Source organism: Lacinutrix gracilariae (assembly GCF_042684485.1).
GTDB classification, from domain to species: Bacteria; Bacteroidota; Bacteroidia; order Flavobacteriales; family Flavobacteriaceae; genus Oceanihabitans; species Oceanihabitans gracilariae.
Map to the genome: position 1 here is coordinate 1,216,562 of NZ_JBHULM010000011.1, position 24,317 is coordinate 1,240,878.

The 24,317-nt window shown below is 32.0% G+C and carries 18 protein-coding genes; 14 read left to right on the top strand and 4 right to left on the bottom strand.

What is annotated here, in order from left to right:
• Positions 1-282: 282 nt before the first annotated feature.
• From ACFSSB_RS12350 to ACFSSB_RS12370, 5 genes are all read left to right on the top strand, one after another.
• Positions 283-3,843: a LamG-like jellyroll fold domain-containing protein gene (locus ACFSSB_RS12350; protein WP_379904678.1), complete on the top strand. Its 3,561-nt coding sequence runs from the start codon at positions 283-285 to the stop codon at positions 3,841-3,843.
• A 121-nt stretch (positions 3,844-3,964) separates the two neighbouring features.
• The gene (gene ileS, locus ACFSSB_RS12355; RefSeq protein ID WP_379904680.1) at positions 3,965-7,369 is read left to right on the top strand and encodes an isoleucine--tRNA ligase; all 3,405 of its coding nucleotides are present in this window, start codon (positions 3,965-3,967) and stop codon (positions 7,367-7,369) included.
• Positions 7,370-7,373: 4 nt separating this feature from the next.
• Positions 7,374-7,754 (top strand): TraR/DksA family transcriptional regulator, encoded by a 381-nt coding sequence (locus ACFSSB_RS12360; RefSeq protein WP_379904682.1) that lies wholly within the window; start codon positions 7,374-7,376, stop codon positions 7,752-7,754.
• A 114-nt stretch (positions 7,755-7,868) separates the two neighbouring features.
• Positions 7,869-8,489, top strand: a complete 621-nt coding sequence (locus ACFSSB_RS12365) for a hypothetical protein (protein WP_379904684.1) — start codon at positions 7,869-7,871, stop codon at positions 8,487-8,489.
• An 88-nt stretch (positions 8,490-8,577) separates the two neighbouring features.
• Positions 8,578-9,198: a lipoprotein signal peptidase gene (locus ACFSSB_RS12370; protein ID WP_379904686.1), complete on the top strand. Its 621-nt coding sequence runs from the start codon at positions 8,578-8,580 to the stop codon at positions 9,196-9,198.
• A gap of 159 nt (positions 9,199-9,357) precedes the next feature.
• On the opposite strand, the gene ACFSSB_RS12375 is transcribed toward ACFSSB_RS12370, so the two are convergent.
• From ACFSSB_RS12375 to ACFSSB_RS12390, 4 genes are read right to left on the bottom strand one after another with little or no spacing between them, the layout of a single operon-like run.
• Positions 9,358-9,924 carry a 5-formyltetrahydrofolate cyclo-ligase gene (locus tag ACFSSB_RS12375; RefSeq protein ID WP_379904688.1) on the bottom strand — a complete coding sequence of 189 codons (567 nt, stop codon included), beginning with the start codon at positions 9,922-9,924 and terminating at the stop codon, positions 9,358-9,360.
• Positions 9,921-10,889: a succinylglutamate desuccinylase/aspartoacylase family protein gene (locus tag ACFSSB_RS12380; protein ID WP_379904690.1), complete on the bottom strand. Its 969-nt coding sequence runs from the start codon at positions 10,887-10,889 to the stop codon at positions 9,921-9,923. The genes ACFSSB_RS12375 and ACFSSB_RS12380 overlap by 4 nt, the downstream gene beginning before the upstream one ends.
• 18 nt (positions 10,890-10,907) lie before the next feature.
• On the bottom strand, positions 10,908-11,783 hold the full coding sequence (rimK, locus tag ACFSSB_RS12385; protein ID WP_379904692.1) for a 30S ribosomal protein S6--L-glutamate ligase: 876 nt from the start codon (positions 11,781-11,783) through the stop codon (positions 10,908-10,910).
• On the bottom strand, positions 11,780-12,205 hold the full coding sequence (locus ACFSSB_RS12390; RefSeq protein WP_379904695.1) for an ATP-dependent zinc protease family protein: 426 nt from the start codon (positions 12,203-12,205) through the stop codon (positions 11,780-11,782). The genes rimK and ACFSSB_RS12390 overlap by 4 nt, the downstream gene beginning before the upstream one ends.
• A 131-nt stretch (positions 12,206-12,336) precedes the next feature.
• On the opposite strand from ACFSSB_RS12390, the gene uvrC reads away from it, so the two are divergent.
• The 9 genes from uvrC (at position 12,337) to pgi (ending at position 24,198) form a co-directional block, all read left to right on the top strand.
• Entirely contained in the window at positions 12,337-14,130 is a 1,794-nt protein-coding gene (gene uvrC, locus ACFSSB_RS12395) for an excinuclease ABC subunit UvrC (protein WP_379904697.1), read from the top strand.
• Entirely contained in the window at positions 14,127-16,358 is a 2,232-nt protein-coding gene (locus tag ACFSSB_RS12400) for a patatin-like phospholipase family protein (protein ID WP_379904699.1), read from the top strand. Before uvrC ends, ACFSSB_RS12400 begins: the two co-directional genes overlap by 4 nt.
• 246 nt (positions 16,359-16,604) lie before the next feature.
• Positions 16,605-17,762, top strand: coding sequence for a homogentisate 1,2-dioxygenase (locus tag ACFSSB_RS12405; protein WP_379904701.1), 1,158 nt, complete (start codon positions 16,605-16,607; stop codon positions 17,760-17,762).
• Between the two features lie 43 nt (positions 17,763-17,805).
• The gene (locus tag ACFSSB_RS12410; RefSeq protein WP_379904703.1) at positions 17,806-18,282 is read left to right on the top strand and encodes a CCC motif membrane protein; all 477 of its coding nucleotides are present in this window, start codon (positions 17,806-17,808) and stop codon (positions 18,280-18,282) included.
• 6 nt (positions 18,283-18,288) lie between these two features.
• Complete coding sequence (gene hppD / locus ACFSSB_RS12415) at positions 18,289-19,449, top strand: 4-hydroxyphenylpyruvate dioxygenase (RefSeq protein WP_379904705.1); 1,161 nt, start codon at positions 18,289-18,291, stop codon at positions 19,447-19,449.
• Positions 19,450-19,598: 149 nt separating this feature from the next.
• Positions 19,599-20,381: a DUF3108 domain-containing protein gene (locus ACFSSB_RS12420; RefSeq protein WP_379904707.1), complete on the top strand. Its 783-nt coding sequence runs from the start codon at positions 19,599-19,601 to the stop codon at positions 20,379-20,381.
• The gene (locus ACFSSB_RS12425; protein ID WP_379904709.1) at positions 20,381-21,298 is read left to right on the top strand and encodes a tryptophan 2,3-dioxygenase family protein; all 918 of its coding nucleotides are present in this window, start codon (positions 20,381-20,383) and stop codon (positions 21,296-21,298) included. Before ACFSSB_RS12420 ends, ACFSSB_RS12425 begins: the two co-directional genes overlap by 1 nt.
• Positions 21,256-22,560 carry a peptidoglycan DD-metalloendopeptidase family protein gene (locus ACFSSB_RS12430; RefSeq protein WP_379904711.1) on the top strand — a complete coding sequence of 435 codons (1,305 nt, stop codon included), beginning with the start codon at positions 21,256-21,258 and terminating at the stop codon, positions 22,558-22,560. The genes ACFSSB_RS12425 and ACFSSB_RS12430 overlap by 43 nt, the downstream gene beginning before the upstream one ends.
• A 15-nt stretch (positions 22,561-22,575) precedes the next feature.
• Complete coding sequence (gene pgi, locus ACFSSB_RS12435; protein ID WP_379904713.1) at positions 22,576-24,198, top strand: glucose-6-phosphate isomerase; 1,623 nt, start codon at positions 22,576-22,578, stop codon at positions 24,196-24,198.
• The last annotated feature ends 119 nt before the right edge of the window (positions 24,199-24,317 follow it).

The window sequence follows — 24,317 nt, forward strand, 5'->3', positions numbered from 1 at the left end:
TTTTTATTTATTCCTTTAAATATATAAGTGTTTGAAATAGAGTAATTTATATTATGCATAACGGTTTAATGAATAAATGGAATGAACTAGTGTTACTTAGTTTGTAGTACTAAAATATTACCAAATTGTTAATTTACACATGCTGTTTATCGATGATTTTTGCACTTTAAATCATATAACCGCATAAAAGCGACACTTTACCTGATATACTTCGTGATATTTTGAGGATAAGTTGATTAAATATAATTTAGCACGAAATATAGATCCCAAATCTATCACATTATGAAAACCAAACTACTTTTTGTGGCCATCCTACTTGTCACTTCTTTAATAAATGCGCAAACCTGTAATGGGAGTGCCTATCCTTCACAAGACGCGCCGTCTTCATGTGATTATACGTATACTGCTTCTGGGTGGAGTCAAAACTTACCAAATAATAATACTATTAGTAATAAAACTGTTTGTATTCAATCAGATCTCAATTCGAATGCTATCGAAAAACTTAAAGGTGGTACGCTTTATATAGCACCTGGAGTAACTTTTACTAGTGATGATATGGAGACCTTGAATGATGCAATAATTATTGTTGCGGGTACATTAAATATAGGGGGTGATAATATTAGTAAAACAACCATCTATGTAGAACCTACAGGCGTATTAAATTTTATTGAGCATGATTTTAATATGGGCTATGAAAAAACATTACATAATGCAGGTACAATAAATGTTGAGAAGGATTTAAAATTAACAAAAGGAGAAATAATTAATTATAGTAATGCTACTTTTAATGTGCTAGAAGGTGATGTACAACTTAAAGCTGAATTTTATAATTGTGGTGTATTTAAGGTGTTGGATGGTGATTTAAAATTTGAATCAGGGAATAATAATATTTTTGAAAATTCTTGTGCTACCTATGTTAGTGGTGATTTTGAATATAAAAATGACTTTCCTACTTCAGGAATATTAATTGTAGATGGTACTTTAAAAGGTTCTAACTCAAAAGATGTATATAATGATGGTACATTAATGTTAGGTAATTTGGACCTAGGAAATAGTAGTGATATTTATGGCAACGGAACAACCTCATTATTAATTTTAAATGAAGACGCAGACTTTAGTGATGTAGACAATGTTACTGATAGTATGGTTTATGTAGATTCTTCTTGTGATGATGACTGTTTAGATGAATTAGAAGATATAGAAGGGATAGAGCTTATTTATAATGTTAATATTCCAGATAGTATAGATGAAATGCTGGCAGACTGTGGGGTTAATGTAATGCAAATTCCAATTACTACACAACCAGAAGCTACTTTAGATTTTGATGGAGATAATGATTATGTTTCTAGTGATCTTGATTTGAATGGCTACACCCAATCAAGTATTATGGCTTGGATAAAATTGGATAGCAATTTTAATAACCAAGGATATGTGCTTAGTTATGGAGACGATTTGTATATTGAAGTAAAGAGTAACAGAAAACTTAAATTTGCAGTAAATGACAAAGCAATCAATTTAAGTGATGCTTTACAAACTAATGTCTGGTATCATGTGGCTTTTATTTTTGATAGTTCTTTAGATGCAGAAAATTTAAAAGCATATGTAAACGGAAACTTGGTTGGTGTAAAAAGTGGGGATGATTTAGAGGAGGAAATCGATGGAGATAACGATGACTCATTTTATATCGGTAGGAGATCAGAAGATAATGATAAGAATTTTAAAGGAAGTATCGATGAGGTTCGCGTTTTTGATATTGCATTAACAGAAAGCCAAATGCAAAAAATGATTCACCAAGAAATAACACAAATTTCAGGTAGTGTTGGTGGTGTAATTGTGCCTAAACCAATTAGTGATGATGCTACTGCTGCTACTATTTCTTGGTCTAATTTAACAGCTTATTACCCAATGTCTAATATCTATAACTCTAGTACATTAGATTATTCCAATAACGGGCATACAGGGCAATTAAGAAATAGTATCTCTTTACAAGAGCAAACAGCACCAATACCATATGTGACTTCAAGTTCTGGAGACTTATCTAATAGTTCTAGCTGGTTACATGGAGCTGTTTGGGATATGGATGTTTTAACTAGTTCTGGTTATGCAATCATAAAAATAGATCATGATGTAACCATCAATAATTCTTTAAAAACAGAGGGTTTAATAGTGAGTGAAGGAAAAACTCTTACAGTAAGTGGCGATCATCAAATATATAATAATTGGTATTTAGAACTAAACGGAGCGATAGATTTACAAAACGATTCACAACTAATTCAAACCAATAAAAGTGATTTGGTAACTTCAGCAAACGGAAAAATATTAAGACGCCAAGAAGGAGCTTCAAGCTACTATTGGTATAACTATTGGGCATCGCCAGTAGGGCAAACAGGAGTGACTACTTTATCTAATAATAATGCTGCTGCTAACAATACAAATAACACAAGCTTTAGTGTTAATATGCTTAAAAAAGGAGATGGTAGTGCTATTCAATTTATAAGTGGTAACCACCAAACCGATAGATTAAGTACAAGATGGATGTATACGTATCAAAACGGAGTAACCTATTATGATTGGGGAAGTGTAAACCAAACCACAGCCATCAATCCAGGAGTAGGATATATTCATAAAGGAATGGGAGTTGGTACAGAGCAGCAATATTTATTTGAAGGAAAACCAAATAATGGAACAATAAAATTAAGCGTAACAGATGTAGGTGGAGCAGGATCTGAACCAGGAGTGTCTAAAACCGAATACTTACTAGGTAATCCATATGCTTCATCAATCGATATTCATAAGTTTTTAGATGATAACGCCTCTGTACTAGAAGGAAGTATTCAGGTATGGCAACAATGGGATGGAGCATCTCATGTAACTTCAGAATATGAAGGTGGTTATGCGCAAGTAAACAAAACAGGAAGCGTACGTGCTTATCAATTTGAAGGAGGAGTAGGAGGAAACAATGGTTCTCTAGACGGAACCAAACTACCAACCAAATATTTACCAGTAGGACAAGGTTTTATAGCAGAAATAAAGAATAGTGGTACAGTAGTATTTAAAAATAGCCAACGTGTATTTGTAAAAGAAGCAGATGCGGATGGTACAGAAGAAAATGGATCTGTATTTTTTAGATCGTCAGCATCTAATGAAGAAGATGTTATGCAAAAACTACGTTTAGAGTTTAATGCTTTAGATGGTCAAGCTACCAAAAGAGAATTGTTATTAGGTTTTAGTGGTTATACTACAGATGCTTATGATTATGGTTACGAAGCCAAAAATACAGACGACAATCACGATGATTTAAACCTAATGTTAGATGGTGAATACATGACCATTCAATCTTATGCAGAAATTACAGATGATAAAGTGGTACCATTAGCTCTAAAAACATCAGGAAACAATAGCTATAGTATTAAGTTAACCGAAACAATAAACATAGCAGAAGATCAAGACGTGTATTTACGTGATAATTTAACTAATGTGTACTATAATTTACGTCAAGACACTGCGTACACTTTTACCTCTACAGCAGGAGTATTTAATGATCGTTTTGAAATTGTATTTTCAAGCCAAACGCTAAGTACAGAAGAGGTTACTGTAAACAACAATACAGTAATTTATTACAATAATAATAGTAGTTTATTGTATGTAAGGGGGTTAAATACTACAGTAAGCAATTTGCAATTAATTAATATGTTAGGGCAAACTGTTTATGCTAAAACAGGTGTGTCTAACACTACTCTAGAAAACGGACTACCAATACATACATTAGCAACCGGAATATACATAGTAAGTATAAAAACAGAAGACCATCAAACAATAGAAAAAAAGATAGTTGTAAAGTAATTAAGGTCTACATATTCATCAAAAAAAAGCCAAAATCTATGTTTTGGCTTTTTTTGTGCTTTTAAATTAACCATTTCACAAGAATTCATTAATTTCGCAACTCTTAAAAGTAAAAGAAATAATGAGCACGACATTTCCTGAATACAAAGGACTTAACTTACCAAAAGTTGCAGACGAAATCTTGAACTATTGGCAAGAAAATAATATCTTCGATAAAAGTATAACTACTAGAGAAGGAGCTGAACCTTTTGTGTTTTTTGAAGGACCTCCTTCAGCAAACGGATTACCTGGTGTACACCACGTATTAGCTCGTGCTATTAAAGATATTTTTCCGCGTTATAAAACCATGAAAGGATACCAAGTAAAGCGTAAAGCGGGTTGGGATACACATGGTTTACCAATTGAACTTGGTGTAGAAAAAGAACTAGGTATTACTAAAGAAGATATTGGTAAAACCATTTCTGTAGAAGATTACAATGCTGCTTGTCGTAAAGCAGTGATGCGTTATACAGATATTTGGCATGACCTTACCAATAAAATGGGATATTGGGTAAATATGGACGATCCATATATTACTTATGAACCTAAATACATGGAGTCTGTTTGGTGGTTGCTAAAAGAAATATATTCTAAAAAATTAATGTATAAAGGCTATACTATTCAGCCTTATTCACCAAAAGCAGGAACAGGTTTAAGCTCGCATGAGGTAAACCAACCAGGAGCGTATCAAGATGTAACAGATACTACTATTGTTGCGCAATTTAAAGCTGTTGAAAGTACATTGCCAGACTTTTTACAAAACGAAGGAGATATATACTTTATAGCATGGACAACAACTCCTTGGACACTGCCAAGTAATACAGCATTAACCGTTGGACCTAAAATAGACTACGTTTTAGTAGAAACCTATAACCAATACACATTTAAACCAATGAATGTGATTTTGGCAAAACCATTGGTTAACAATCAGTTTGACGGAAAGTTTAAAAGAGTTGAAGAAAAAGCAGCGCTTTTAGAATATAAAGAAGGCGATAAAAAAATTCCATATTACGTAGTAAAAGAGTGTAAAGGTAAAGACCTTGTTGGTATTAAATACGAACAATTATTACCATATGCCTTACCAAATGATAATCCTGAAAATGCATTTAGAGTTATAGCAGGAGACTTTGTTACTACAGAAGATGGTACAGGTATTGTACATACAGCACCTACTTTTGGAGCAGATGATGCTTTAGTTGCTAAACAAGCAACACCAGAAGTGCCACCACTTTTAGTAAAAGATGAAAATGACAACTTAGTACCTCTTGTAGATTTACAAGGACGCTTTAGACCAGAGATGAAAGAGTTTGGTGGTAAGTATGTTAAAAACGAATATTATAAAGATGGTGAAGCTCCAGAACGTTCTATAGATGTAGAGTTAGCCATTAAATTAAAGGAAGAAAATAAAGCCTTTAAAGTAGAAAAATACAAGCATAATTATCCGCACTGTTGGCGTACAGATAAACCAATTCTATATTATCCTTTAGATTCTTGGTTTATTAAAATTACAGATGTTAAAGAGCGTATGCACGAGTTAAACGAAACCATTAACTGGAAACCTAAATCTACAGGAGAAGGTCGTTTTGGTAACTGGATAGCAAATGCAAACGATTGGAATTTATCTCGTTCTCGTTATTGGGGAATTCCATTACCAATCTGGAGAACAGAAGATGGTAAAGAAGAAATCTGTATTGGTTCTGTGGAAGAGCTTAAAGCTGAAATGGCAAAAGCGGTAGCAGCAGGAGTGTTAGAAAAAGATATTTATGAAGATTTTGAAGTAGGTAATAACTCTGAAGAAAACTATGCTAAAATAGATTTACATAAAAATATTGTAGATAATATTGTGCTAGTTTCTGCTTCTGGACAACCTATGAAACGTGAAAGCGATTTAATAGATGTGTGGTTTGATTCTGGTTCTATGCCTTATGCACAATGGCATTATCCTTTTGAAAATAAAGAATTAATTGATGAGCATAAGTCGTTTCCAGCAGATTTTATTGCAGAAGGAGTAGATCAAACACGTGGATGGTTCTATACCTTACACGCTATTGGTACTATGGTTTTCGATTCGGTTGCTTATAAAAACGTAGTCTCAAACGGATTGGTTTTAGATAAAAACGGACAGAAAATGTCTAAACGTCTAGGAAACGCAACAGATCCTTTTGAAACGCTTTCAACCTATGGTGCAGATGCTACGCGTTGGTACATGATTTCTAATGCAAACCCTTGGGATAATTTAAAATTTGATGTTGATGGTATTGAAGAGGTGAAACGTAAATTCTTTGGTACACTATACAACACTTATTCTTTCTTTACGCTTTATACAAATATTGATAAATTTAAGTACGAAGAAGCAGATATTCCGTTAAACGAAAGACCTGAAATAGATCGTTGGATTCTTTCTGAATTAAACACGTTAATTCAAAAAGTAGACGAATTCTATGCAGCATATGAGCCAACAAAAGCAGCAAGAATCATTTCAGAATTTACACAAGAATATTTAAGTAACTGGTACGTGCGTTTAAGCAGAAGACGTTTCTGGAAAGGCGATTACCAAACCGATAAAATCTCGGCATACCAAACCTTATATACTTGTATGTTAACCATAGCGAAACTTGGAGCGCCAATTGCACCATTTTTCATGGATAAACTTTACCAAGACTTAACAAAAACAACACAAACAGAAACGTTTGAAAGTGTACATTTGGCTGAGTTTCCAAAAAGTGATGAAGCTTTTATAGATAAATCGTTAGAGCGCAAAATGAAAGCCGCACAAACTATTTCTTCTCTAGTACTTTCATTAAGAGCTAAAGAAAAAATTAAAGTGCGTCAGCCATTACAAAAAATAATGATTCCTATAGATTCAGCAGAACAAAAGGAAGAGATTTTGGCAGTAGCAGATTTAATAAAACACGAAGTGAATATTAAAAATGTAGAGCTTTTAGAAGATGCTTCAGATATATTAGTGAAGCAAATAAAGCCTAATTTTAAAGCCTTAGGTCCTCGTTTTGGTAAAGATATGAAGGCTATTGCTAGTCAAATTCAGAAGTTTACCGCTGAAGACATAAAAAAAATCGAACAAAATGGTGTTTTAGACGTTGAAATTAACGAAAAAAGTATTACTTTAGAAATCAGTGATGTAGAAATTACCTCACAAGATATTGAAGGTTGGCTTGTGGCAAATGAAGGAAACTTAACCGTTGCTTTAGATGTTACTATAACAGAAGAATTACGCAAAGAAGGAATAGCTCGTGAACTAGTAAATAGAATTCAAAACTTACGTAAAGATTCTGGGTTTGAGGTTACAGATAAAATAAATGTGAAGCTTCAAAAAGACGACCATATTGTTAAGGCTATTGCAACTAATATCGAGTATATTAAAACCGAAACCTTAACAGAAGAGTTAGAGATTGTAGAACAAATGGATAATGGTATAGAAATTGCTTTTGATGAAGTAGTTACCAAATTATCTATTAAAAAACATTAAAACGATGGCAGCAGACATAAACGTAAGATATTCTGATAAAGATTTAGCAGAGTTTAAAGAGTTAATTCAAGATAAAATTAAAAAGGCTCAGCATGATTTAGAGCTTATTAAAAGTGCTTATGTAAATAACCATAATAATGGTACCGAAGATACTTCGCCTACATTTAAAGCTTTTGATGAAGGTAGTGCTGTAATGAGTAAAGAGTCTAACTCACAACTTGCTATTAGACAAGAAAAATTTATTCGCGATTTAAAAAATGCGCTTATTAGAATTGAAAACAAAACCTATGGTATTTGTCGTGTAACTAAAAAGCTTATTAGTAAAGAACGTTTAAAATTAGTACCTCATGCTACTTTAAGCATTGAAGCTAAAAACATGCAATAGTTCTTTTTCTATTAACATAGTAATCTTATTATATTAAAAACGCTTCAAATAAATTGAAGCGTTTTTGTTTTTTATCTCTTGGTCTTGTTTAGACTATCTATGAATGTTAGTACCATGAAAAACCTTATTTTTTTATTTCTTTTTTGTTTTACTTATGCTATACAAGCGCAAAGTATTACAGATAAAACCTTTTCTGCTAATGGTATTACAGCTATTAATATAGTAGGAGAAAATGTGTTTAAAATTACTATAGAAACCAAACCTGTTCATGAAATAACAGTAAGCGCTAGAGTAGAAGGAGAAAATAATGAAAATATAGTTATAGTAACAGAAAACAGTAACAAGAGTCTGTATGTAGCAGCAAAGCTACAACCTCTTTTTAAAGACGCAAATGATAAATTAAGTGCGCATAAAGTAATTTCTATAGAAATTGCTCTGGTGGTTCCAGAACACCTACAAGTGTTTTTAAATGCCTACAATGCTTTGGTGGTTGTACAAGGAAATTATAAAAAAGTAAGCCTTAATTCAGATACTGGTAATTGTATTTTTAATGCCTTTTCTGGTGATGCTAAAATATATACTAGAAAAGGAAATGTAGCCTTGCAAACCAATCATGCAAAAATTACTGCAAGCTCTAAAAATGGAAGTATTAAAAAGGAAGTAATAGATACTGGTACTAACCAAATACTAATTAAAACCATAAACGGAAATATAACACTTACTAAAAGTCAATAATATTTCTATTTTTGCTGAAAAACATTTAATTATCATTTTTTAAGCCAATGCTTATAAATTGTATTAAATAGAAACAAGAAGACAATTTATGTCATTAAAAAAGTCCATTATTCTTATCGTTATCCTTTTACTAATAGATCAAATTAGTAAAATATATATAAAAACACATTTTTTATTAGGCGAAAGTGTTGAAGTTTTCAGTTGGTTTAAAATTTATTTTATAGAAAATGATGGTATGGCTTGGGGAACCAAGATTAGCGATTTTACTTCTACTATTAATGACCGAACAGGCAAGGTAGCGCTTACACTTTTTAGAATTGTGGCAATTGTTGGTATTGGTTATTGGTTAGTTACAGCAATAAAAAAACAAAGTCCAAACGTACTTGTTCTAGCTATAGCATTAATTTTTGCAGGTGCTTTAGGTAATATTATAGATTCTACTTTTTACGGTTTGTTGTTTAGTGATAGTTACCATCAAGTAGCAACTTTTTTGCCAGAAGCAGGAGGTTATGATGGTTTATTGCATGGTAAAGTGGTAGATATGCTGTATTTTCCGTTATGGAAAGGCTTTTTACCAGAATGGTTACCTATTTATGGAGGTAAATATTTTACTTTTTTTGAGCCTGTGTTTAATGTTGCAGATATGGCAATTAGCGCAGGGTTTATTATGCTAATTGTATTTAATAAAAAGGCTTTTTCTAAAGATTAAAAATTATTTTAGTGTTAGCCAATAGGTACTAATAGTACAAGAATACACTAATACAATTGCAAAAAACAAAAGAAATAATTTTTTGCATAAAGCAAAGAATAATGGGTTGGTAATAAGACGAATATAGTCAAATAGAATTAATTTCCCAAAGTGTTTTTACTAAAACCTATACACTTGTTTTGGTGTCACACAATAATCTAAAGCAATATCTCCTTCAAAAATATCTGAAATTATTCGCGTTTCCGCTTCAAAAAAAGAAAGGCCAATTTTTATTGTTTCGGGTTTGCAAGAAGCTAAAAAAGTATCGTAAAATCCTTTGCCATAGCCTACTCTATTTCCGTTTTTATCAAAAGCTAAAAGCGGTATAAATACCACTTCTATATTTTCTGCAGGAATTGGTATTCCGTCTACAGGTTCAGGAATATTGTATTTGTTCTTTTTAATTGTGGTGCTATCTGTAAGTAGGAAATTTTGCAGTACTCCTTTTTTAAAATCACTTTTAGGAAGCACTATATTTTTGTCTTTTCCAGATAAAATATTTAAAATATAATCGGTGTTTATTTCGCCTTGCTCTATTATGGTTAAAAAAACATGGTAAAAAGAAAAGTTCCAAATATCCAGTTGTAATAGCTGGTTAGCAATTTCTAAACTATAATCGTCTAGTTCTGTTTCGCTTAGTTTTTTGCGTTTTAGTCGGTATGTAATTCGTAATTCTGCCTTGGTCATAATAACTCTTTAGAAATATGAAACAGTGCATCGCCTTGATACACAATAGGTAACTCATTAACGTTTATGATGTAGCCAGTATTGTCTGCTTTTACAAAATGGTTAAACTTACCATAAGGATCTGTAATATTACCAATAAAATCACCTTTAGTAACAAAACTACCTATTGGTGTGGTAGCTTTAAACATACCAGAATATTTGGCTCTAATCCATTTACTTTCGTTTATAAAAACACAATCTGTTTTAGGCGTAGAGATTTTAAATTTTGTAGCAAGCATACCTAAGCTGTGTAGTACTCGCTTAATGCCATTAACACCATGAATAGTAACGTTATTGTCTATGTGAAAAGATTTTCCACCTTCAAAAAGAAGTATTGGTTTTCCTAGTTTATGACAGGTATTTCTAAACGATTTGTTGAGGTTTTTAGAATACAAAACAAAAGGAGCTCCAAATTTTGTGGCCAATTGGTCTAGTGTTTTACTTCCTTTAATAATTCTAATTTGTGGAGCATTAAAACGCCCTGAACCTCCTGTATGAAAATCCATAACAAAGTCTACTTCTTGTACAATTTCTTGTATCAATTTGTAGGCAACTCTACTTGCTAAAGAGCCTTTTAAAGTACCAGGAAAAACACGGTTTAAGTCTCTGCCATCTGGAAACTCTCTAGATAGATTTATAAATCCAAAAACATTTAAAACAGGAATACAAATAATGGTTCCCCTTTTAGGTTTATTAATGCCTTTTTCAATAATTTGACGTACAATTTCTACTCCATTTACCTCGTCACCATGAATTCCTGCTGTTAGTAAAATAGTAGGTCCTGGTTTTTTTGCACGCTCAATAAAAACAGGGACTTCCACAGAGTTAAAGGTGTGTAGCTTTGCAACCTCAAAAGAAAGTTCTTTACTTTCTCCAAGATGGATGGTTTTGCCAAGAATGGTTATTGCTTCTTTGTGGTCTGTCATAAAATATTTAACTATTTACTAATGTCTGTTTCTTTCAATGTAGGTAATAATATTTTTAGCAATATTTTTTCCTGTAGCAGCTTCAATACCTTCTAGTCCTGGTGTAGAGTTTACTTCTAAAATTAGAGGACCTCTACTAGATTGTAGCATATCTACTCCGCAAACAGGAAGTTTTAAAGCACGAGCAGATTGTATTGCTAATTTTAATTCAGGCTCACTAAGTTTAATTACGTTTGCGCTTCCGCCTCTATGTAAATTAGATCTAAACTCACCTTCTTTACCTTGTCTTTTCATGGCGCCAACTACTTGACCATCTACAATTAAAGCACGTAAATCTGCACCTTTTGCTTCGTCAATAAATTCTTGTACAATTACTCTTGCTTCTAAACCATTAAAGGCTTCTAAAACAGATTCTGCAGCATTTTTAGTTTCGGCTAAAACTACACCAAGTCCTTGAGTACCTTCTAGTAATTTGATAATTACAGGCACGCCACCAACATGATCTATAACCTCTTCTACATCTCTACTGTAATTGGTAAAAACCGTTTTAGGCATACCAATTCCTGCTTTGCTTAAGCGTTGTAAGCTTCGTAATTTGTCTCTAGATCTTTGTATAGCATCACTAGTAACAATGGTAAAAACATTCATCATTTCAAACTGTCTAACTACAGCACAACCATAAAAGGTAATAGATGCGCCAATACGTGGTATAATTGCATCTACATAATCTAGGTATCTGTCTTTGTAGAAAATGGTTGGTTTTTCCTGTTCAATAATAATATCACATTTTAAAGGATCTATTATCTCTACTTGGTGACCACGTTTTTCGCCTTCTTCTAACAATCTATTGGTAGAGTATAAATTAGCATTACGTGATAAAATAACTATGTTCATAATGTTTTTAAATTGTGTGATAGGTTTTCTTGGTCTACATCTACCAAAAATTTTTGTTTTAAAAATTGTCTGCCAATAAGTACAGGAAATTTCATGTCTTCTCTTGTGCTTAAAGTTAAGTTAATCTTATATGCTTTTCCAAAAAAAACGACTTCAGATTTTACTTTAAATCTGTTTTCTTTAAAACCATTACTGCTTTTTACGTCTGTTTTGGTAAAGGAGGTAAAGGTTACTTCTTTTCCGCTAAAGTTAGGATGTCCTTTGCTGTAAAAGGTACATTTTAAATGTTCACCATCTACAATAATTTGCGAACAGTGTATAGCAGAGGTGTAAGCACCTGTGTCTATTTTAACGTCTATATTGTATAAGCCTAGTTTTGGGAAGTCTATTTTATCTACTCTCCCAATTGTTTTTTTAGTCATTTACTGTTTTTCAAAATGTGGCGCAATGTAAGCATTAAGTACTTGCAAAAAACTTCTTTTTTTTATTAAAAATACACGTTAAAAGTATGGTGTTTTTTCTTTTAAAAAATTAAAATAAGTACATTTACAACATGGGTGAACCTGCTTTAAAAATACAACTTAAAACGCTACCAAATGCTCCGGGAGTATACCAATACTTTGATGAAGAAGGTACGCTTATTTATGTAGGAAAGGCTAAAAATTTAAAAAAACGTGTAAGTTCTTATTTTACCAAAACACATGATAGTGGTAAAACTAGAGTGCTTGTAAAAAAAATAGCAAGCGTAAAACATATTGTAGTAGAAACAGAAACAGATGCTTTACTGCTTGAAAATAACCTGATTAAAAAAAATAAGCCAAGGTATAATGTATTGCTTAAAGATGATAAATCATATCCTTGGATTTGCTTAAAAAAAGAACGTTTTCCTAGAGTATTTTCTACTAGAAGAGTTTTTAAAGATGGTAGCGAATATTTTGGTCCATACACAAGTATGAAAACCGTTTCTACCTTATTAGATTTAATAAAAGGACTCTATCAATTGCGTACTTGTAATTATGATTTGTCTCCAGAAAAGGTGGCTTCAGGAAAATATAAAGTATGCTTAGAGTATCATTTAGGAAACTGTAAAGGCGCATGTGAAGGCCTGCAAACAGCACAAGCTTATGAAGAAAATATTATAGCAATTAGAGAAATTTTAAAAGGAAATTTTAAAGATTCGCTATCGCAATTTAAACAGCAAATGAAGCAGTTTGCAGAAGAAATGCAGTTTGAAGAAGCGCAAAAAATAAAAGAAAAAATTGAAGTGCTTGAAAATTATCAAGCCAAATCTACCATTGTAAATCCAAAAATTAGCAATGTAGATGTCTTTAGTATTGTAAGTGATGAAAGCTTTGGTTATGTAAACTTTTTACAAATTTCTTATGGTTCTATTATACGCTCACACACCTTAGAAATTAAAAAGAAATTAGAAGAAACCGATCTGCAGTTATTAGAGTTAGCAATTACAGAGATTAGACAACGATTCAACTCTAACTCTAAAGAAATTTATGTGCCTTTTAAGGTAAATGTAGGTGAAAATCTTAAAATTACAGTTCCGCAATTAGGTGATAAAAAACATATTTTAGACTTGTCTATTAGAAACGCCAAGTATTTTAGAATGGAGCGTTTTAAACAAGTAAAAATTACAGATCCAGATAGGCATGTAAAAAGAATCATGGCGCAAATGAAGGCCGATTTGCGTTTGGGTGAAGAACCAAGACATATTGAGTGTTTTGATAACTCTAATATACAAGGTACTCATCCTGTTGCTGCTTGCGTGGTTTTTAAAAACGGAAAACCAAGTAAAAAAGACTATAGACATTTTAATATAAAAACAGTAGAAGGTCCAGATGATTTTGCATCTATGGAAGAAGTGGTGTATAGACGTTACAAACGTTTGGTTGAAGAAAATCAACCCTTACCACAGCTTATAATTATAGATGGAGGAAAAGGGCAGCTTTCTTCTGCTTTAAAAAGTTTAGATGCTTTAGAGTTGCGAGGAAAAATAGCAATTATAGGAATTGCAAAACGTTTAGAAGAATTGTTTTATCCAGAAGATCCAATTCCGTTATATTTAGATAAAAAAAGCGAAACGCTTAAAATTATTCAGCATTTGCGTAATGAAGCGCATCGTTTTGGTATAGAACACCACAGAAATAGAAGAAGTAAAACAGCATTAAATACCGAGTTAGAAAGTATTCCAGGCGTTGGAGACAAAACCATAGTAGAATTGCTGAAAAAATTTAAATCTGTAAAACGAATTGCTAATGCCAAGTTAGATGAGTTAGAAGCTGTTGTAGGAGTGTCTAGAGCAGAAAAAATATATAATTTTTACCATACTAAATGAAAAATATACTAATTGTAGTGGCGCTTTTTATTAGCCTTTTTAGTCTAGCTCAAAATCAAGAGCAAGAAGACTTAAAAGTAGGATTAGTGTTAAGTGGTGGTGGAGCCAAAGGTTTTGCACATATTGGCGTGCTAAAGGTTATTGATAGTTTAGGAATTCGTGTAGACTACGTAGCAGGAACTAGTATGGGAGCAATTATAGGTTCTATGTATGCTTCAGGTTATTCTGGTAAAGAAATAGACTCGATTATTAAATCGGTGAATTTTGATGATCTTATAGGTGATAACCTTCCGCGAAAAGCAAAAACGTTTTATGAGCGTGATAATTCCGAAAAATATGCTGTAAGTCTTCCTTTTAGAAACTTTAAAGTCAAATTACCAAGAGCATTATCTAGAGGACAAAACATATTAAGTTTGTTAACCAAGTTAACCTTGCATGTAAGTGATGTAGATGATTTTAGTAAGCTGCCAATTCCGTTTTTTTGTGTAGCTACAGATATTGAAACAGGAGAAGCGGTGTATTTAGATAAAGGAAGTCTGTCGCAATCTGTTTTGGCAAGTGGTGCCTTTCCTTCCTTATTTCAGCCAGTGAGAATTGACGATAAGGTTTTAATAGATGGTGGTGTAGTAAATAATTATCCGTTAGATGAGTTAAAGGCTAAAGGAGTAGATCTTATTATAGGTGTAGATGTGCAAGACGACTTAGAAACAAGAGATAATTTGCAATCTGCAACTAAAATATTACTTCAAATAAATAATTATAGAACCATTAACGATTTAAAAACCAAGTCTGTAAAAACAGATATTTATATAAAACCAGATATAACAGACTTTAATGTGGTTTCTTTTGACGAAGGAAGAGTTATTATTGATAATGGTGTTGCAGCAACAAACCAGCATGTAGATGCATTAAAAGAAGTGGCAGCAAAACAAATAATGAAGAAAAAAGAGCTTCCGCGAATAAAAGCGGTAGATAGTTTAAAAATTACTGGTGTTGTTCTTAATGATTTAGAAAGATATACAAGAGCCTATGTGCTAGGAAAACTAAAACTTAAGCCTGGCGAAAAAATAAGCTATAGCACTTTTCAAGAAGGTGTAAATAACCTTGCAGCAACCAATAATTTTGAAAACATAAGCTTTAGTCTTAAACCTTCTACGGAAGAAGAAGGGTATCTTTTGCATCTTAATTTAAGAGAAAGTAGATTAAATACTTTGCTTAAAGTAGGTATACATTATGATGATTTATATAAAAGTGGTGTTTTGCTGAATGTAACTCAAAAAAAACTGCTTTTTAATAATGATGTTGCTTCTTTAGATTTTATTGTAGGTGATAATATTAGGTATAATTTTGATTATTATATAGATAAAGGTTTTTATTGGAGCGTTGGTGTGCATTCTAGATACAATCAATTTCAAAAAAATGTAGCTGCCGAAACTATTTTAACACCAGATCAACTGTTGGCAATTAATGTAAATAAAATAGATGTTAAGCTTGCCGATTTTACTAACCAGCTGTATTTGCAAACCTTATTTAGAAAAGACTTTTCATTAACATTAGGAGCAGAACATAAATACTTGAAAATTAAAACCGAAACCATACTTACAGATGCGAATCAAGAAGAAACAGCTTTTGATAATAGTAATTATTTAAGCCTTTTCGGAAAATTAAAACTAGACACCTTTGATAATAAGTACTTTCCAAATGAAGGTGTTTATTTTGATGGCGATTTTCATCTATACTTGTATTCTTCAGATTTTAATGACGACTTTACAGAGTTTTCTATAGGTAAAGCAACTATTGGGTATACTAAGAGTTTTGGTGATGAATTTACAGTGAATTTAAGTACCGAAGGTGGTTTTAAAATTGGTGAAAATAAAAACAGAACCCTAGATTTTGTAATAGGAGGTTATGGCAATAGTTTTATTAATAATTTTGAGTCGTTCTATGGGTATGATTTCTTGTCTTTAGTAGGAAACAGCTATGTAAAAGGAGTTATTAATCTAGACTACGAGTTTTATAAAAAGAACCATGTAAATTTTGCTGCAAACTACGCTAATATAGAAGATGGACTTTTTGATTCTGGCGAATGGTTTACTTCTCCAGATTATTCTGGTTACGCAGTAGGTTATGGTTTAGATACTTTTTTTGGTCCTGTAGAAGCTAAATATTCTTGGTCTCCAGAAACTAAAGAAGGCATGTGGTTTTTTAATGTTGGTTTTTGGTTTTAAAAAAAATCTCAAAAATTTTCACGATATTTGTAAAGCATGTAATACCTATAACCAAAACGGAATACCTGAAAACACAGGTTAATTAGGTGTTTGTGACTATTAAAAACACAAGTAGAAACCCATGAAACCATTTTGGCAAAACATACTAATTTTTTTAAAATTTCTGCTTAAAAGAAATCCAGAGTGATAGTGCATTGTTTTATTCCGTTTTAAAAGAAGTATATAATAACTTTAAACTTTAAAAGAATGCCGTTTTATCATAAATTAGGAAAAATTCCACCAAAAAGACACACGCAATTCAGAAAACCAGATGGTAGTTTATATGCCGAACAATTATTTGGTACCATTGGTTTTGATGGTATGTCTACAAACTCTTACCACGAGCAAAGGCCAACACAGGTAAAAGAAATAAAAAAACAATATAGTGTTGCTCCAAAAATTGCAAAAGCAAACCATATACAATCTTATCGTTTTAGAGGTTTTCAAGTAAAACCAGAAACCGACTATTTAGAAAGTAGAAAAGCAGTGCTTACTAATAGCGATTGTACCATAATATTAGCAGCACCAAAACAATCTACACAAGATTATTTTTATAAAAATACAGATGCAGATGAGCTTATCTTTATTCATAAAGGAACAGGAAAACTACGTACACATCTTGGTAATTTAGATTTTAAATATGGCGATTACCTGCTAGTGCCAAGAGGTGTTATTTATAAAATAGATTTCGATACCGAAGATAATAGGTTGTTTATTGTAGAGTCAAGAAGACCAATTTATACACCAAAAAGATATAGAAACTGGTTCGGGCAATTGTTAGAACATGCTCCTTTTTGCGAACGTGATTTACGTCAGCCACAAGAATTAGAAACCTATAATGAAAAAGGAGATTTTACTATTAAAGTAAAAAAACAAGATGATATTTTTGAAATGGTATACGCAACACATCCTTTTGATGTGGTAGGTTATGATGGTTATAATTATCCGTATGCATTTTCAATTCATGATTTTGAGCCTATTACAGGTCGTATTCATCAACCACCTCCAGTACATCAAACTTTTGAAACAGACGCTTTTGTAGTTTGTAGTTTTGTGCCTAGATTGTATGATTACCATCCAGATTCTATTCCTGCACCTTATAACCATAGCAATATAGATAGTGATGAGGTTTTATATTATGTAGATGGCGATTTTATGAGTAGAAATGATATAGACGCAGGACACATTTCATTGCATCCAGCAGGAATACCTCATGGTCCGCATCCAGGAGCTACAGAACGTAGTATAGGGCAAACAAAAACCGATGAACTTGCCGTAATGGTAGATACATTTAAACCTTTAATGGTTACCGAAGAAGCAATGAAAATTGCAGATGAAGAGTATTTAAGATCCTGGTTAGAGTAATGGTACAGTATATAATCTTCTCATAAAGAAAGAGGAATAAGAAATGAATCAAAATAGATTACCTGCAGATTCTTCTGCAATGACATTAGGAATTATAGCTATAGTTATTTTGTTTTTAGGATGCTGCTGTGGTTTGTTTTCTATCGTTTCTGTAGTTTTAAGTATCATAGGTTTGGTTTCGGCCAACAAAAGCTTAAGGTTGTTTAGTGAAAATACAGAAGTGTATTCTAGTCTTAGTTATACCAATGTAAAAAATGCTAAAGTTTTAAATATTATAGCATTAGTCTTAAGCGCAATGGTAACCCTGTTATATCTTGCGTATTTTATGATTTACGGTGTATTACTTACTACCATACTCATGGATGCTTATGAAGAAAACGGTAATGATTCTTATTATGAATGGGAAAACGATTCCTTATATTATGAAGAAGACGATATGTTTGAGATAGAGAGTGATTCTATAATTATAGACTCTATATCCATAAGAAAATATAAAGAAATAGTCAACACACAATATTAAAATATTATGGCAAAAGAAATAAAATCAGTAAACTACGGTTTAGAAAAAATATTTGAAGGAGCACAAGATTTCCTTCCGCTTTTAGGAACAGATTATGTAGAGTTTTATGTTGGTAATGCAAAACAAGCAGCACACTTTTATAAAACAGCATTTGGTTTTCAATCACATGCATACAGAGGTTTAGAAACAGGGTCTACAGACTCGGTTAGTTATGTGTTAACACAAGACAAAATAAAATTAATGCTAACGACGCCTTTAAATAGCAAATCACCAATAAACGATCATATTGTAAAACATGGTGATGGTGTAAAAATAGTAGCGCTTTGGGTAGAAGATGCAAGACAAGCGTATAAAGAAACCACATCAAGAGGTGCTAAATCTTATATGGAGCCAACTGTAGAAAAAGATGAGCATGGTGAAGTAGTAAGAGCAGGAATTTATACCTATGGTGAAACAGTGCATATGTTTGTAGAGCGTAAAAATTATAATGGTGCATTTTTACCAGGTTTCCAAAAATGGGAATCCGATTACAATCCGCCAACAGCAGGTTTAAAATACATTGATCATATGGTTGGTAATGTAGGTTGGAACCAAATGGATGTTTGGGTAAAATGGTACGAAGATGTTATGGGGTTTGAAAACTTTTTATCTTTTGATGATAAACAAATTCATACCGAATACTCTGCATTAATGAGTAAAGTAATGTCTAATGGTAACGGAAGAATTAAATTTCCAATAAACGAGCCAGCAGAAGGTAAAAAACGCTCGCAAATTGAAGAATATTTAGATTTTTACGAAGGAGCAGGAGTGCAACATATAGCAGTTGCTACAGATGATATTATTAAAACCGTTTCGCAATTAAGAGCAAACGGAGTAGAATTTTTATCTACACCACCAGAAGAATATTATAAAGCAGTACCAGGCAGATTAGAAGAATTTAGTCATGAGTTAAGAGAAGATATTGAAAAGCTAAAAGGCCTAGGTATCATGATTGATGCAGATGAAGAAGGCTACTTATTACAAATATTTACCAAACCAGTAGAAGATAGACCAACTTTGTTTTTTGAAATTATTCAAAGAATGGGAGCTAAAGGTTTTGGTGCAGGAAACTTTAAAGCCCTTTTTGAGTCTATCGAAAGAGAGCAGGCTAAAAGAGGTACACTATAACAATTATTTAACATGCAGTACATTAAAAACTCTAACAATTATACGCTTAGAGTTTTTTTTGTTTTATACTTTTGGAATAGTAATTGTAATTATTAAAACTTAATAATATTTTTTAAGAATAAAAGTTACAGATTCAATTACAACCAACTATGAAAAATATACTATTTATATTAATAACAGTTTTAGCAATAAGCAACACGTTTGCTCAGCAAGAAAGTGCTTTTCAAGAAGGAGAATGGTTTCGGTTTGAAATGAGTTATAGTGGTTTCTTTAAAGCAGGAAACGCTACACTTGCAGTTAAAAACAGTTCGGTTAAAGGGAAACCAGTATATCACGTAGTTGGTAAAGGTTGGACAACAGGAGCCATTAAATGGTTTTTTAAAGTAAAAGATAGGTATGAAAGCTATTTTGATAAAACTACCTTATTGCCTTATAAATTTATTAGAAATATTGATGAAGGTGGTCACACTAAAGACATAGAAATAGAGTTTGATCAACAAAACAATAAAGCACATGTTCACAACAAGAAGAAAAAAAAGAGAATTGTTGTAGACACTAAGCCAAATGTACAAGACATGGTTTCTATGTATTATTATTTAAGAAATAAAATAGAAATTGAAAACTTAAAGCCAGGAGACGAAATACAAACAGATATGTTTTTTGATGAAGAAAATTATGGCTTTAAATTAAAGTATCTAGGGGAAGAAACTATTGAAACCGAATTTGGCGAAGTAAAAACCGTAAAATTTAGACCATATGTTATGGCAGGACGTGTCTTTAAAGAAGAAGAAAGTTTAACACTTTGGGTTTCAAAAGACAAAAATAAAGTACCTTTACGTATCAAGGCAGATCTTGCTGTAGGTTCGCTTAGAGCAGATTTAAACGCCTTTAAAGGTTTAAAACACCCTTTTAATATTATTACTAAAAATTAATGAATAAAGATATAACCAACCAACTCAAAGAAAAATTTGATAATATTGGCCAAGATTTAGAGGTACACTTACAAGGATTATTATATAGTAAACCTATAAATTATTGGGACTATATTCAAACAGATGCTTTGCTAGATTTACAAACGCAACGCTCTGTTTTACCAGATGAAATGGTGTTTATTATGTATCATCAAATTAACGAGTTGTTGTTTAAAATGATACTTTGGGAAATAGACCAAGTAGCAAAAAAGGAAGATATTGATGCTGCGTTTTTTTCTGAAAAAATTATGCGTATCAGTCGTTATTTTGATATGCTTACCTCTTCGTTTACTATCATGAAAGATGGTATGGATGTAGAGCAATACAATAAGTTTAGAAACACCTTAACTCCAGCAAGCGGATTTCAAAGTGCACAATATCGTAAAATTGAATTTGCGTCTACAGAACTTATAAATCTTATTGATAATAGATTTAGAGAAACCATAGATAGAAATACCTCTTATGAGCATGCTTTTGACCATTTATATTGGCAAGCAGCAGGAAAAGACTATAAAACTGGCAAAAAAAGCTATTTATTAACAGTTTTTGAAGAAAAATATAAAGACGAATTTCTTAGATTTGCGCAATTCTATAATACACATAATTTGTGGACAAAATTCAAAGAACTCCCAAATCATGTTAAAGAAGATCAAAAATTAATAGATGCCATGCGTCATTATGACCATACTGTAAATATTAAATGGGTTATGGCTCATTATAATACTGCAAACCACTACCTTAATATTGGTGGAAAAACAGCAGAAGCAACAGGAGGAAGTGAATGGGTAAAATACATGCATCCTAAATACCAAAGAAGAATATTTTTTCCAGAACTATGGAGCGAGCAAGAATTAAAAGATTGGGGAAAAAATGCCTAGTAGCATTTGCAACTATAAGTTTATTTTATAGCTGTAAAGACGAACCTAAAGAAGTTATTTCAGAAGAAATAGCCATTGTAGAACCAGAAGAAACCATAGAGTTTGGTTTTAACCTAGATGACTATGTGGTTAAAAGAGATACTATTCAAAAAGGAGATAGCTTTGGGCAAATATTAGAACGAAATAATATTGGCTATCCAGACATTTTTCAAATAGCAGAAGTTGCAAAAGATACTTTTGATATAAGAAAACTACAAGTTGGTAAACCTTATACACTTCTATGTACAAAAGGTGATTCTCTTGAAAAGCCAAGATGTTTTATTTATCAACCTAATAAAGAAGAATACGTAGTCATTAATTTTCAAGACTCTATTCACGCGTATACAAGCAAAAAACCGATAACATTTGTTGAAAAAGAAGTAGCAGGTGTTATAACTTCTAACATTTCTGAAGCATTAGACAATCAAAACGTAAGTGTGCGTTTAGCCTATAAATTAGCCGATGAAATTTATCCTTGGACTATAGATTTTAGACGTCTTCAAAAAGGAGATCGTTTTAAAGTAATTTATACAGATAAATATATTGATGATAGTATATATGCAGGTGTAGCAGATGTTAAAGCTGCTTACTTTGAACATAATAACGAACCTTTTTATGCTTTTCAATTTGAAACCGATAGCCTAACAGGAATTACCGATTATTTCAATGAAGAAGCCAAAAACTTACGTCGTGCCTTTTTACAAGCACCTGTTAAGTTTAGCCGTATTTCATCTCGCTACAACTTAAAAAGACGTATTGCTTATTATGGCAATAAAATTCGTCCGCATAGAGGAACCGATTTTGCAGCACCTATTGGTACACCAATTCTTGCAACAGCAAACGGAACAGTTATAGAATCTACCAGACGTGGTGGTAATGGTAAATTTGTAAAAATAAGACACAATGCTACCTACCAAACGCAATACCTTCACATGAAAGCACAAAATGTTAAAAAAGGAGATTTTGTAAAACAAGGAGATGTTATTGGTTGGATTGGTATGACAGGAAATACAGGAGGACCTCACGTATGTTATCGTTTCTGGAAAAATGGTAAAGAAGTAGATCCTTTTAAACAAAAACTACCAGAAGCAGAACCTATTTCAGATAGTTTAAAAGCAGAATATCTAGAATTTATCAAACCGCTTAAAGGGCAGTTAGACAATATTCAATATAAAGCAGAACCTTTAGAAGATATTATAATAGATACTAATTTAATTTCATAAGAAAACAACTAGACTATGGCTATACCAAAAATGGACCCAACAAGTACTAAAGCTTGGAAAAATCTTGAAGCACATTTTAATAAAATGCAAGATGTTGAAATGAAAAATTTATTTGCTCAAGACGAAAAAAGAGCAGAAAAGTTTACCATTTCTTGGGAAGATTTTTATGTAGATTTTTCTAAAAACCGAATCACTGAAGAAACATTTAAATTGTTGTTACAGTTAGCAGATGAGGTACAATTAAAAGAAGCCATGCAAGCGTATTTTTCTGGTGAAGTTATAAACGAAACCGAAAAAAGAGAAGTGCTGCACACTGCTTTAAGAGCGCCAAAAGACGCAGATATAAAAGTAGAAGGTGTTAGTGTAATGCCAGAAATATTTTCGGTAAAACAAAAAATAAAAGATTTTTCTGAAGCTGTTATTTCAGGAAATAAAAAAGGGTTTACAAACAAAGCTTTTACAGATGTTGTAAATATTGGTATTGGTGGTTCAGACCTTGGTCCTGCAATGGTAGTAGATTCATTACAGTTTTATAAAAACCAACTAACCACACATTTTGTTAGTAATGTAGATGGAGATCATGTAAATGAAGTAATTAAAAAGCTTGACCCAGAAACTACCTTGTTTGTAATTGTTTCTAAAACCTTTACAACCCAAGAAACCTTATCTAATGCAACTACAATAAAAAAATGGTTTTTAAAAAGTGCAAAACAAGAAGATATTGCTAAGCATTTTGTGGCAGTTTCTACTAATCTAGAAAAGGTTCAAGATTTTGGTGTAGATGCCAATAATATTTTTCCAATGTGGAACTGGGTTGGAGGTCGTTTTTCACTTTGGAGTGCTGTTGGCTTAACCATAAGCTTAGCAGTAGGAAATGAAAATTTTGAAAAACTACTTCTAGGTGCTAATAAAATGGATACCCATTTTAAAACCGAAGATTTTAAAAGTAATATTCCGGTTGTACTAGCATTAATTAGTGTTTGGTATAATAACTTTTTTAATGCAGAAAGTGAAGCTGTTATTCCGTATTCACAATACCTAAACCAATTTGCTACCTATTTACAACAAGGTATTATGGAGAGCAACGGGAAAAGTGTAGACAGAAACGGAAAACCAATAAGCTACCAAACAGGTACTATTATTTGGGGAGAACCAGGAACCAACGCTCAACATGCATTTTTTCAGCTAATACACCAAGGAACAAAATTAATACCAGCAGATTTTATAGGTTTTGCAGAGTCTTTACATGGTAATAAAGAGCATCAAGACAAATTAATGTCTAACTTCTTTGCGCAAACAGAAGCGCTTTTAAACGGAAAAGACGCAAACCAAGTAATAGCAGAAGGTACCGAAGAAACACTAGTTCCTTTTAAAGTGTTTGCAGGTAATAAGCCAACCAATACTATTTTTATCAATAAACTATCACCAGAAAGTTTAGGAAAACTTATTGCTATGTATGAGCATAAGATATTTGTTCAAGGTGTAATCTGGAATATATTTAGTTATGATCAGTTTGGTGTAGAGCTTGGTAAGCAACTTGCTGGAAAAATATTAAAAGAGTTTGAAAAAGATAGTTTTACTAATCATGACTCTTCTACCTTAAATTTGTTAAAGCATTATAAAAATTTAACAAAATAATTGTTAAAAAGATTGTTTATAGCTTTTTTATACTCAAAATAAACACTTTAACAATTTTTATTAAATTGAGGGTTGAAAAATTTGTTAACGTTTAGTTAATGTTAAACCATTAATTAGAT